Genomic DNA, 13239 nt, shown 5'->3' with positions numbered 1-13239 from the left:
TCAATGGTATCAAATTAACACTGGCATGGTCTTTTATTTTCTCTACATGACCAGTAACGCTAACTATTTTAGTTTACTCAATTAAAGAGTATATAGCAGAGGATGAATAAGATGGCAAAGCAGAAACTTATTCAGCTTATTCACATTGCACATAGTAATCTAAAACTAGATGAGGATACGTATCGTCAGATGCTACTGTCAGAAACCATAAGAGCCTCTACGCGGGAGATGGATATCCCGCAATTAACTTGCGTTTTGGAAGTTATGAAAAAGCGCGGTTTTAAGATTAAATCCCCTAATAAATCCAAAACATCACGTCCATTAGATTGCCATCCCCAATCAAAGAAGATACGTGCATTGTGGGTGGAAATGGCATCTATAGGTATTGTTCATAATAATTCTGAACAAGCCTTAGCTCACTGGGTTAAGCGTGAAACGGATATTGATGGTTTACAGTGGTTGGATTCAGACCAAGCCAGCAGCATTATTGAAAAACTTAATAAGTGGCAGAACCGCGTCACGAGGAAAAAGTATGAATGATATGAATAACTTTCGTAGCAAAGGTCCTGAGTTGCTGGTTGAACTGGCACAGCATACAGCCTGCACGGTCAGTGAAATAATCCATGTTGAGCCTGCGTTAGCCGAGCAAATTGGTGAAGCTGTTGCGAACCATATGATGCAGGTTTGGGGCGGTCAGAATGTCTATTTTCCTATGGGCATGGTTTGGAAAGTCAGCCTCCGTGATCGTGAGATTTTCAACGAATTTAACGGTAAAAATCATCATGATCTGGCTCGTAAGTTTGGTGTTTCTATTCAATGGATTTACAGCGTAGTGAAACGTATTCGAAAGGAGGAACTGGATCGCCTGCAAGGTAAGTTATTCGATAACGAGTCTGAATAGGCAGGTCAAACTAATTGAGCTTAGTAAAATCAGATGGCAGACTAAGCATGATTCTCGTTCGGTCTGCCTTTCAAATACTGAAAAGGATTTACAATTGAATCTCCATAACTTCCCACTTAGTCCAAGTTTTTCCCATAATTATCTTTCGGTTTCTTTTCAAATATCTTACTTATGATCACTCGGCATGCTTCATCACGATAGTGTTTGGTGTATACCCATCACATCGCGCAGCAGCATCCGCACCGATCGAAGGGATCAGGGAATTGTAGTTTGTTTTGTTTAATGCAACTTTTTGGAGACACAATGAAAAATCAGCTTTTGTATGAAATTCTACACCGGGAAATCATGGCTCTTCACCCAGAAATTGAGGCAATACCGGCAGATGAAAATCTTTTTGATATCGGTTTCGACTCGATAAAAATGCTGATGCTGGTTGATCGGCTAAAGTATGCAGGGTATCCAGTCAAATTTGCGGATTTGGTCCGGTGGCCGACAATAAATGACTGGGTCAATCTAATGGCAAAAGATTAATGTCGCGGTCTGCTGTTTCATGATGAGTGGCGGCTGATCCATGCAACAAGATCTGCAATCACCTGCGCCGGGATCTGCCCTGGTTGCAGATAATCCTCTCCACCAGCATATCCTGTCGTGGGCAACAAAATATGATTTAATCCCGTATAAAGTTTGAACGTCACCTGTTTATTGCCTTTCAACGCGGTTTTCCACATTGTGAAGTCAATATCATGCGGAACCTGAAAATCCTGATCGCCTTGAACGAAGAATAGAGGCATTGCGGGCAAGCTGGTTAAGCAGGTAAATGCGTGGTAATCCTTAAGCTGCTTGAAATAGCTATCCGGCACGGCAAGGAAATCTGCGAGGGATGTGGTGTTTTTCCCGCGGGTATCTGGGCTGGCGGTACATTCCGGGGACAAATTGACATCTTGTAACTGGGATAAAATCACCTGGAGTAAACTACGAAAAGGCGTAGCCAGCATCGCAATGCCGATAATATTTCTGCCTGATCTTTGCCGCAAATTCTTTGCAATTAGCGGGCTGACATATCCGCCGAAACTATGCCCGACAAGGAATACGGGCACATTATAGAATTCAGCATGTTCCATCAGACCAACTAAAATATTGCAGGCATCATCAATAACCTCTGTGTTGAGATCGATAGCCTCAGAGTCAGTATTCCCCTGACAGGCGCGATAGTAGCGTTTGTCAAAACGCACACTGGCGATACCATGTTGGCTTAATTCATGTGCCAGCATGCGGAACAGTGGATTAGGTCCAACATCATAATCCATCGAATGTGGGCCAGAACCTGCAACCAATAGTACAAGTGCTGTAATATTTTGGGAGGATGGCAGGCACACCAGACCGTCAGGAACATCTTCAAGACCAAACTCCCTTAGTGTTTTTTCGGTGAAAACACCTGATTTTTCATGCGCATCAGGTAGCGGGCACGGAGCCAGCATAAGCGAACTAATTAGCTGATCTTTCAGCCCAATATAAAGGTTGAATTTTCCATTCAAGGTATTTAGTTGCAGACGGCAAGTGCCTTCCTGCCGGGAGATAATATTAATATCTGAGTTACACAAACTGTCTGCCAGCGCAGTTAAGGCCAGATCATCAGCCGCCATACGCAATGGCTCACTCATCAATTCCCTGGCCCTTTCCCACTGCTCGTCAAACAACGCAGTTATTAATACCTGTATTTTCCCATCCAATGTGGCAATTAAACGCTTAACAAGCATGTCTTTTCTCAGTTTCCGGCGGCCACAACCGTAGTACCAAAGATCTCTCCTGCATGACCGATATAAGGGAAATCTGCTAATCGATCGGCTGCTGACTCAAACAGTTCGCAGAAGGCGCTTTAGCTTCCTACTTCCCAAGCAAAGCCCTAATTACGATAAGTACGTTAACGGGTCCTCATCCGATGCCAACGCCAGTGTGTTGATCACCTTAAGCATACACACGACAAATTTTTCAGAAAAACCATCACCAAAACAATTTTCATCTGCGGTGACATCAACAGATAACTTATATCCTTGTCGTTCATTGATGACTTCAACCCTGATGGGCAAACTGGTGTGATCCCGCACATCCTCCTCATCATCAACCATTCCACTCTCCAACAACTCATTGAGTCGGTGAAAATGAACATAACTGAAAGCCGCCTCAAAAGGAGATCCACCAATTTTTTAGATAGAAAAAAGGCTTCATTTATGATCTGATAATCGTCGCCAAACAAACCATCAAAACCACGGATGAAGCCTGTGATGATTATCGCTATAAAACACCAACTAATGCAATTCTTTAGTGCGCCTTCTTTGCTAAATATCGCTTTGCGATGTGGTTTTACTAAACGGGTCAGGAATATTGAGCCTCGCGTATTAATCCTCAGCCTTATCACGGCACTCAGTACCGGTAAAGTGACCTCTATTGCCCAGCTACACCAAAAATTTAATGGCCTGTGCCCCGATAAAAAACAACAGGTCAGTTATCGTCCCTTTTATAATCAACTGCGCAAAGCCGCTTTTGTCGAATTTGTCAAAATATTGGTGGGATTTGCCATGGCACAATGGGTAGAAAAACAGGTCGCCATCCCCAAAAAACTCACAAAATTTCAAAACGTTATTTTACAGGATGGGAGTTCATTCAAAGTCCACCCGGCACTGGCTGATGTTTTCCCCTCTCGGTTCAGCACAACGGCGGCGGCCGTGGAATGCCATATGACTTTGTCACTGTTCACCCAGTCTCCGATCAAGATGACCGTGACCGCGGATACAGCCTCTGAGCGGGCTTATCTGCCTGCACCGGAGACGTTGCGCGACCCATTATTACTGGCCGATGCCGGTTACCCCGATTTTGAGTATTTTGAGCAAGTCTCTCATTCAGGCGGTTCATTTGTTGTCCGGGGAAGTAAATCGCTCAACCCACAGATAATCACAGCCCGCAATGGTCAGGGAAAATTACAGCCCAAACTGTCCGGTAAGCCTTTAAAATCAATCACTCGGAGGACCAACCGCTCTGAGGTGCTGGATCTAATTTGTTGGCGTCATGGCTATGAGTTTCGCCTTATTCGCCGCTGGTCTGCCGAAGAAAAACGCTTCTGCTTCTGGCTGACTAATTTGCCTGCGGAAGCGTTTACGGCCAATGACATCATGGATATTTATCGTTGCCGCTGCAAATAGAACTGTTGTTCAAAGAACTAAAATCACATACAAATTGGCACGGGTTAACCACAAGGCAAGAAACGTTAGCTACGGGACTTATCTGGCTCAGACCAATAATAGAAAACCAGCTTCAAAGGGCATGGTCGGAAACGTGTTTTTGGCTGGAAAAAGCGCAAGCTTATTTATGCCAAAACGCGTTCAAAACACCACAAAGAAAATCGTGTAAAGACAAGATGTTGGATGCGTGTTTTAAAAGGCTTAATTCTTAAGATCCCGTCTATGAGCTAAGCCACAGTATAAAACCATTTTTTCTATATACGAAAATTATCATCCTCTCATTCTCTGTCTATACACATTGAGGATTGATATTCAACGTTGCCTAACTGACATTCAAAATAGGATGCCAAAGAAAGACAGAATACCAATCCATTCCCATGTCAGACATTAAGCTTCCCATAGTGAAATAATCCATCCAGCCTATTAAGACTTCTGATATGATATAAATCAGGGATGACTACCAATCTTTTCATTGCAAAAATAAATTATTTATTCTCAATGTTTATTGATGACAAGCTTCCAGTGGGATATCAATAAATTATGACTAAATATCTTAATAGGCAGCCTATTTCAGTCAATTAGATATAAACGAAGTAAAAATCAGCAATAACATTCTGAATTATAATCACTTTTAAAGATACAAAGAGATAATATAAGTACATTTCTGGTTAGCATTAATCGCACGCTGAATTCGCCATAATTTTTATTATTTATTACTAAGGAGATGACATATTATCTTATTGAATTAAAATTAAATTAATTAAAATAAAAAAATAGATATAAGTTAATGTGTATTAACTACTAATACAATATGATAATATTAATTACTAAAAACAAATAAAAAAATTATAATCAAGATGACTTGATACCAATATAATAAAAAGGGCCTTTCAGAAGTCAGCCGGCACCATTCTCATTTTGAATCTTTAACTTCTACGATATGCCAGCCACCCAGAAATATTCTGAATGGCTGGTCAACCAGGAAAATACTGCCTATCCCAGCCTCATGCTAATTCCCTCTGCCGTTGAACAGTCACAATATGGTCAGCTTTAGCGAGGAGATCGGCATTATATGAAACAACAATCCACAAACCGGGCCAATGCTCAGGTAAAGTGGACCATAAGCGACGGGCCGTATCTGCATCTAATGACGAATCACAGTTATCAACAATATAAACGTCAGCAGGACGGCATAGCATCCGAGCCAGTGCCAAACGCTGACGCTGACCACCAGACAATTGCCCGGCATTGCCAGAATTAATGACAGTATCAAGCCCTTCCGGCAATTCATATGATCCGGGAGTCAAACCTACCGCCTCCAAAGCCCGTACCATGACATCATCGTTAATATCCGTATCACCCAATGCTAAGTTTTGTCTTACCGTTCCACCAAAAAAACCCGCTTTCTTTCTGGCATAGCCGATACGTGGATTCCGCCACCAGTTTTCATTCCCCAACACTTCTCTGCTATTCCACAGCACACTGCCGGAACTGGATTTTTCCAAACCAATCAAGTAACGCAAAAAGGTAGTTTTACCCACTCCAATATCACCAACAATGCCAATAATCTGATTAGCCGTCGCCTCAAACGAAACCGGGAGCTGAGTATTTGAGCAGGCAAGATGATTAACACTTAGCTTATGCAGCACCTCACCTTTCTCATCTTGCTCATATTCTTTGGTCTCTTTTTTATCTAACAAAAGCTGTTTGATTCGCCCATAACACACATCAGCATTTTTGTAATAGGCAACAGCCCGGCCAAAGAAAAATATCTGTTCACTGATCCAGCCGATGTAGGTCAAAAATAATGCCAGGTTACCTACGGTAAAACTGCCATCAACGATTCGTTTACTGACTATCAATAAAACAGCTGACGTTCCAAGTATCACAATATTTTTGAACAAACCAGAAAGCAGGTCAGTAAATACCTGATGTCTGGCTTGAATAGCCCGGCGACTGACAAATTTCTGCGACAATCTCTCAATCTGCCCCTCAATTTTATTACCAAGACGCAAATCGCGTATGCCCGTTAAAACATCAGTAATCTTGCCGGCAATATCTCCCTGGGATTGACGTTTACTCGCCTGTAAATTACCTACTTTGCGTTTAAGTATCGCCCCAATCCAAAGGCCCGCAATCATAGGCATAAGAGCAAGCGTGGTTATTGTGTCGGTGTTGATAAGCACAACTAATGCGATAATTAAAAGTAAGGCACGGTAGAGAAAATCAGAGGTCCAGCTCAAAAATTCCGCAATTTCATCACTGTCATCACGAATGCGGTTCAAAAGATCGCCTTGTGAAAAAGTGTGTCTCTGATTGTGGGAACAATGGCTCACGCCCCACAAAACCCGTTCTTTCAGGTAAGCACTGACTTTAAAGATCAGCGTAAAGTCCAGGCTTAATCCCAAAAAGAGAATCAATGATCGCAAGACCATGGTTGCAATCGCAGAGGCAAGCAACCACCAAACCACAGGGTTAGCAGGTTCATTCATCGCTCTATCCAGTAACTGGCTGATCAAGTAACCAACCAATAGCGGAAAACCATGCATAAGTGTCCACACAACCATGGTGATGAAATAGAGAGGCGCAAACCTTTTCATGAGGTCAATCAAGGCCGGTAACATTTTGGATTTAGTTGATACACTGGATATAGTCATACAATGAGTCCATGATTGCTCGTTAACGTTGCGATTTCTGCTTCTGGAATTCGCTGCTGAATCCGTCCATCATCAACAAGGATGATTTCATCAACGGCTGAAAGCGTGTGAAGACGGTGTGCGACCATGACTACGGTGCGATTGCGGCTTAATTTTTCAAGTAATTTCAGCCAACTCTCTTCAGTCCTGGGATCAAGCTGAGATGTCCCTTCATCAATAATCACCAGCGAACAATGCTGCAACATCACTCTGGCACCCGCTATCATCTGAATTTCACCTTCCGACAGCATCCGGCTATTAGTGCCAACCTGCGTATCAAGGCCATCAGGTAACGCCCTGACCCATTCAAGCGCATCTAACTCCTGGAGAACCTCCCAAATTTGCTGGTCAGATATTTCATCGCTGAACAGCGTTAAATTTTCTCGCAGCGTTGCAGAAAACAGATGAGAACGCTGACTAAGAACGGAAACCTTTTTTGCAAACTCTTCAGGTTTAATTGTTGAGACATCAATATTTCCAATGGTCACTCTTCCTGAGTCGGGTCGCGCAAACCCGCACATCAAATTAAGAATGGTACTTTTTCCCGCGCCTGTTCTGCCGATAATGCCAATTTTGCTTCCCGGAGCGACGTAAAAATTAACACCATGCAAAACCTGTGCTTCTTCCCCGCTATAACTGAAATCAACATTATCAAAATGGATAGAAAGAGGACCATCCGGCAACGAATTATCTGATGATTTACTTGGCGCACCTTCATTTAACGTTTTTGTCGCCAGTGATAAAGCAGCAAATAATTTCTGTATCAGCTCTATCTCTGATGACATATCCTCCACCGGCTCGCGAAGTTTATCAACGTAGAGATAAATCATGGTTAATGTACCGATGCTTAAGCTGTTCTCACCAAGTAATTGAAGCCCAAAACCAAAACCTATGCCGAAACACAGTGCAAAGAAAAGCTGAGTAATTGGCCAGAACGCTCTGCCGCCAATATAAGCACTGCGTTCAAATTTGAGCAATACCGACAGCATCTTACGAAATGCAGTGGCAGGCCAATGCGCCTGTGACAATGGCTGCAAATCATCCATTGCATGTAATGAATCACCGATAAAACCAAAGATTCGGGCTTTTTCATTGCGCGCAATTAGCCAGCGACGAACAGAAAGCCGGGTTAATTGAATTAATACATATGCCACCAGTATTACAACAATAGCCATAGCAATACCTGCCTGGGGCATGACGCTGAATATAATTATCAATGTACCCAGTGTCATCGCTAAATTAGCAATGGCTTTGAAACCCGCTTTAGAAATCGTTTTTCCTATAATGTCAGCATTACCTTCGATATTTTCCAGCAACTCTCCCTGCGATCTTCGTTCTATTTCCAATACAGGTAAAACTGTCATCACATGATGAAAAAGCTTGTATCTAATGGTATCAGCAATACCCCAACCAGCCTTGGTGCTCATATAACTGGTCACCAAACTACCGATCACACCAATCGACGCGATAAAAATATAAATGATTGCCAGCATGATAAGTTGATCAGCAGTCGTTCCTGATGTCGCCTTATCAACGTAATTCCTGATAATATAAGGACCACTTAGATCACATGATAATGTCACGGCTAAAGCCAGAAAAGCACATACAACCGTTCCCTTAAATGGTATGGCGCTATGTAACAATATCCGCCATACAGTTAACTTCTTTGACATGATTTTTTCCATCTTTTGGTTATGGCACCTCAGTAGAATTAGGGATGTTATTCATAACATCGGGATTATTAATAACAGATCGATTACAGTAGCAAGATCTTGTTCACAATTAGCAAAATGCAATTATCGCAAAATATCCGCATTTATCACTATCTGATTGAAGTCTTTATAGACACTATCACAAGAAAACAAAATTTATATCTTATTCTATAATGTCAATACCTTTGTGAGGTTATTTAATATCCTAATTGGAAGATATATCACCAATGTGAATAATAAATAACTGGCTCCAAGTCATGGATCATAAATAGAGGAAAAACCGGTGATAATCCCAACGAATTATAATGATTTCCACAAATATATAGCAATTATATAAATGAATTCCTATTCAATATTAACGCACCCTAAATTTTCCATGATTTCAGCGAGTTATGACTAATAAGGCGGTAGCCTACTCTATATTGAATTATCCATATTCACTACTCATATTATCGGATAGTATTTGGTCACAAAAAACAAATGAAAGAATTATAACCAAGATGAATTTATACCAGTAAAAGGGCCTTTCGGCCCAGGTAATCGTTTGCGTAATTAATCCAAAATAACACCGATACGGTGCGCTACTTCTTCATACGCTTCAATCAGACCACCAAGACTTTGGCGGAAACGATCTTTATCCATTTTGTCTAAAGTCTCTTTATCCCACAAACGGCTGCCATCAGGAGAGAACTCATCCCCCAGAATCACCTGCCCTTTAAACAAACCAAATTCCAGTTTGAAATCAACCAAAATCAAACCGGCATCATCAAACAATTTACTCAATACTTCATTAGCCTTGTAGCTTAATCTTTTCATCTCAGCCAGATGTTCTTTGCTAACCCAGCCAAAAGTTTCACAGTAAGACTCATTCACCATTGGATCGTGCATAGCATCATTTTTCAGAAACAGATCGAACAGAGGTGGATTCAATACTACACCTTCCTCAACACCAAGGCGTCTGACCAATGAACCCGCAGCCCGATTGCGAATAACACATTCAACCGGCACCATATCCAGATTTTTAACTAATACTTCAGTGTCTGATAACAGACGTTCCATTTGTGTCGAGATACCCGCTTCTTCCAGTTTGCTCATGATGAAATGGTTAAATTTGTTATTCACCATCCCCTTGCGGTCAAACTGTTCAATGCGTTCGCCATCCAATGCTGATGTATCATTACGGAACTCCAACACCAGCAAATCAGGATCATCAGTGGTGTACACCGTTTTTGCCTTCCCACGATACAACTCAGCTTTTTTCTGCATCTTATATACTCCAAAATATCACTACTGAATAAACGTCAGAGATAAATAATAAAGCAGATTGCTGACAAAATCCTGTTCAAAAGGTCGATTTTTTCTATCGTTATCAGATTAGTCTACAAAACGAACTAATCTTTAGGCCAACAGTCTTCTCCTCATCCAATTAAAATAACCAGAATTATTACCTGCAAATAAAATTTCGTTTTTTGTGAATCCAAAAATTCTTTCAGAGACCATTACTTGCTGCATTAACTATTACAACAAATATTGTGCCTGAAATATAAGTATTATTTATTGGAATTATTGCAAACTCTAAAGATGTTTAGACACCAGCTCTTCAAGGGACAAACTTTCAGGGGAAAATTATGGTAGAGGGGTCTCTTATAACATAAGCAAACCCGCTTTTTTACGAGCTTTTATCCGCTCAAAGTGCTGACTAAAAAGCCAGCACTTTAGCCTGCACTTTTAGTGGATCCCATGCAAAGCGTTTTCTGTAGTGACAGAAAGAGGAGTAAATTGACCTGCTCTTAATTCTGTCAGCGCATAGAGAAGACGCCCCATCCGGCCATTGCCATCAGTGAAACCGTGAAACCCAACGACAGCCGCAAAGAGTTGTTTCCCAATCTGAGGATCTTCCTTATCCAAAGTTTCCAGATGACGTGCCAGCAACGCCGCACCACCTATACTGGAAGGAAGACTTCCTCCACTAATTGCTGGACCACGATAATCACGCTCTATGTTTGGAACCAACCTATGATGAAGCTCCTTAAGATTTTGGCTATCCGTTAAATCCTTTCCATTATGGGTATATTCCTTCAGTAGCGCTGTGAAGTTATTCCATTCATTACCACCCGAAGTGGATGCCTTGAGAATCCAAGCGGCAGCCCGGTCAGCATCATCAGTTAACTTGCCTGGGTTATAAAAATCTTCAGAAAGAGTTTCCGCATAAATGCCTTGGCTAAGATCTTGACCTTTTATTGCTTCTTGGTGATGCTGGGCTGCCAGCAAATTCTTTTCTTCCATCATCAAAACTGGCTCCAGGCTAGCAACAGCATCAGAAACCGAAGGTTGCTTACGCAATTGTTCAAAGCTGACAAAAGACTGCTCAGGGGCAACAAGTTTACTGGTCAGTTGAGCTGTTGCCTGGTGCCCCATCAGATCCTGTAATTTTTTACCCGTTTCTGTATTCAGTAATGATTCTGACATAGCACGCTGTAGCAAAAGAGAATGTTCAGCCAACATTGCTTCCGTCATTTTATGGGTATCTGCTGTTTTTAATCTCTCCAGTGCTTGTTCCGGTGTCCGCAAATTACCATCCTTAAACAACATACGAGCATGGCTGACCGAGTCTGTACTCTGTAGACGCTGTTGTTGCGCCCCTTCTGTAGAAAAGATGGTTTTAGTCGCCTCTTTAGCTACAGAGGCACTGCTGCCACTTGAGAAAAATTTACTTACCCCTTCCAAGAAACGGGCAAAGTGATCACTTTTTGGGTGAGTACGCAAAACCTGCTGTAAATCTGCATTAATATGATATTCACGGCCAGCAATTTGCAGTTTACCTTCGTTACGAACCTGTTCTTGTATTTGTAATGGGGCATTTTGTAATACAGCAAGATTCTTAAACTCGATCATAAATCATTCTCCTGTCATAAGATGGCTGTGGGGTATTTTTCTGTGATAGTGATGTTGGAAATTCATTTATCCAGGTAATAAATTCGGACAATTTATCTTCCAACTTATTGGCCGTTAGGTGTTGTATGGTTAATATTCTATATGCAACAACCCCAAGTTCCTGATGCCAGCCAATACCCGGCATCTGACTATTTAATGGATTAAGGGCTGTATTGAGTAAATAACGAAGAGTATCAGCATCCGCTGAATCTGGAAGTTCCATATTTATCTGACCAATAATAGTTAAATGTTCCTCTTGGCGGCGCAAGATAACAGGCATAGCGTTATCGACCAATAAGAAACAATTCCCCTCTTTATCAAAGGAGAGTTTATTCATACCCAGCTTTGTTGCCAGCTCAGTCAGTAATATATCAGTTAGATGATCGTTCATAGTGGAGAAGGAAACCCAATTATTTTGACAACAGAATTTTAAGCTTTCAGAAATAAGATGACTGTCAGATCTAGTCTGTCTTTTGTATATAAACAACCCATATTGATAGTCGAGTCAATTTTACAGAGCAGATGATGTTTAAGAACCTGCTCTTCAAAGGACACCCTTCAGGGAAAATTGCGCTGGAAGAACTCTTCTTAGTATGAAAACAAGCTCATTTTTTGAGCGGAATTTTATGAGATCAAAGTGCTGACTAAGAAACCAGCACTTTGTCAACAGAGGGGCAGTTCATTTCGCCCCTTTATCTATATCTATAATCCTGTCGTCTGGCTGAAAGCAGCTTTCAATGCTGCAACCAGTTCATCATTTTGTGACTGGGTCAACGGCTTACCTTTCTCACTAATAAACTGCAAGCTACTTCGGTTATTCAAATCACCAACCTGTAATTTGTAATCACCTTCGCTGATGGAAGGTTCATTAACCCCCATTGATTTCCAGTCCGATGCGCTAAGACCTTTATAAGTTACAGCGATAGAACCCGTCGAACGGCTGCGGCTACCCACTTTCATACCCGCTTTTTCCAGCGCTGCCGGCAACCTATCCCAGACGATATTATATGGCGCACGAACAATCATCTGAGGCAACCCAGAAATATCACCGCCACTCTGTACATCTAACGGCCCCAAATTGCGGGCTGCCGTATTATCGCTAATCCGTTCACGCTGCTGGTTCACACCTTCGATCAATTCATTGAGCATCAGTGCGTTATAACGTTGGATTTCGATAGAATCAGTTATTAGTTGATCACCTTGTCTCAGTCCTTCATTGGTAACTGATAATTCAATCTGATAACTCTGGTGTGCAATACTGATACGATAGCGAATCTGATACGGAACGTTTTCATCTGCACGCGGCCACTCAATCCAGTCGGTTGTCAGTGTTTGACCAGCATCATCGCGCTGGCTAACTTTGTAACCTTTTTTCAGCAGAACATTATTAATCTGTGACCACAGATTGCTATTCTCAGGTGTGTTTTCAAGCAGCAATTTACTACTCTTCACACTATTTTCAGCACGGGTGCCACTCAACAGGGCCAATGCCTGCGATGGTGGGCGAATATCAAGCCCTTTGCCAACCTGCCCTTTTGATACTGTTGGTGGAATATCATATTCACCATTCTGTAATGGCAATATCATACCCGCAGGAACATTCAGCGCTTTCAGAGGAGGTGCTTCAAGATACGTGTCATCATCATTGATTTGACGCTTATAACTTTGGTCACCAGAACACGCTGCCAATAACACTACCAGTGACATACCAGCAGCCTTCATCACCTTTGATTTTTGCAACAATATTGCCATTAAAATTC

The 13239-nt window shown here is 41.8% G+C and carries 11 protein-coding genes and 1 pseudogene; 4 read left to right on the top strand and 8 right to left on the bottom strand.

Annotated features, from left to right (window positions below; genetic code table 11):
* Positions 1 to 111 precede the first annotated feature (111 nt).
* From VY86_RS17620 to VY86_RS17610, 3 genes are all read left to right on the top strand, one after another.
* Positions 112 to 540, top strand: coding sequence for a gp16 family protein (locus VY86_RS17620; protein WP_046975919.1), 429 nt, complete (start codon positions 112 to 114; stop codon positions 538 to 540).
* On the top strand, positions 533 to 901 hold the full coding sequence (locus VY86_RS17615; protein WP_046975376.1) for a Mor transcription activator family protein: 369 nt from the start codon (positions 533 to 535) through the stop codon (positions 899 to 901). Before VY86_RS17620 ends, VY86_RS17615 begins: the two co-directional genes overlap by 8 nt.
* Positions 902 to 1204: 303 nt before the next feature.
* Positions 1205 to 1432 carry a phosphopantetheine-binding protein gene (locus VY86_RS17610; protein WP_046975918.1) on the top strand — a complete coding sequence of 76 codons (228 nt, stop codon included), beginning with the start codon at positions 1205 to 1207 and terminating at the stop codon, positions 1430 to 1432.
* Between the two features lie 17 nt (positions 1433 to 1449).
* Here the strand turns inward: VY86_RS17610 and VY86_RS17605 are convergent, their stop codons facing one another.
* Positions 1450 to 2658: an alpha/beta hydrolase gene (locus VY86_RS17605; protein ID WP_046975917.1), complete on the bottom strand. Its 1209-nt coding sequence runs from the start codon at positions 2656 to 2658 to the stop codon at positions 1450 to 1452.
* A 150-nt stretch (positions 2659 to 2808) separates the two neighbouring features.
* A complete protein-coding gene (locus tag VY86_RS17600) occupies positions 2809 to 3027 on the bottom strand; it encodes a hypothetical protein (RefSeq protein WP_046975916.1) in 219 nt (72 codons plus the stop codon).
* 153 nt (positions 3028 to 3180) lie between these two features.
* Between VY86_RS17600 and VY86_RS17595 the strand changes: the two are divergent.
* Positions 3181 to 4349, top strand: a pseudogene (locus VY86_RS17595) (IS4 family transposase).
* A gap of 792 nt (positions 4350 to 5141) precedes the next feature.
* On the opposite strand, the gene VY86_RS17590 reads toward VY86_RS17595, so the two are convergent.
* The 6 genes from VY86_RS17590 to bamC all read right to left on the bottom strand — a co-directional run bounded on the left by VY86_RS17590 (position 5142) and on the right by bamC (position 13231).
* On the bottom strand, positions 5142 to 6794 hold the full coding sequence (locus tag VY86_RS17590; protein ID WP_052760867.1) for an ATP-binding cassette domain-containing protein: 1653 nt from the start codon (positions 6792 to 6794) through the stop codon (positions 5142 to 5144).
* Entirely contained in the window at positions 6791 to 8506 is a 1716-nt protein-coding gene (locus VY86_RS17585; RefSeq protein WP_228939733.1) for an ABC transporter ATP-binding protein, read from the bottom strand. Before VY86_RS17585 ends, VY86_RS17590 begins: the two co-directional genes overlap by 4 nt.
* 591 nt (positions 8507 to 9097) lie before the next feature.
* Entirely contained in the window at positions 9098 to 9811 is a 714-nt protein-coding gene (gene purC / locus VY86_RS17580; RefSeq protein ID WP_046975914.1) for a phosphoribosylaminoimidazolesuccinocarboxamide synthase, read from the bottom strand.
* A gap of 462 nt (positions 9812 to 10273) precedes the next feature.
* The gene (locus tag VY86_RS17575) at positions 10274 to 11440 is read right to left on the bottom strand and encodes a VopS family T3SS effector adenosine monophosphate-protein transferase (RefSeq protein WP_046975913.1); all 1167 of its coding nucleotides are present in this window, start codon (positions 11438 to 11440) and stop codon (positions 10274 to 10276) included.
* Positions 11427 to 11816: a type III secretion system chaperone gene (locus VY86_RS17570; protein WP_158019980.1), complete on the bottom strand. Its 390-nt coding sequence runs from the start codon at positions 11814 to 11816 to the stop codon at positions 11427 to 11429. Before VY86_RS17570 ends, VY86_RS17575 begins: the two co-directional genes overlap by 14 nt.
* 365 nt (positions 11817 to 12181) lie before the next feature.
* Complete coding sequence (gene bamC, locus VY86_RS17565; protein ID WP_046975912.1) at positions 12182 to 13231, bottom strand: outer membrane protein assembly factor BamC; 1050 nt, start codon at positions 13229 to 13231, stop codon at positions 12182 to 12184.
* Positions 13232 to 13239 lie beyond the last annotated feature (8 nt).

It is taken from the genome of Photorhabdus thracensis, from assembly GCF_001010285.1.
Classification (GTDB): Bacteria; Pseudomonadota; Gammaproteobacteria; order Enterobacterales; family Enterobacteriaceae; genus Photorhabdus; species Photorhabdus temperata.
The sequence above is the reverse complement of the archived record's forward strand: the minus strand, read 5'-3'. Positions and strand labels throughout refer to the sequence as shown.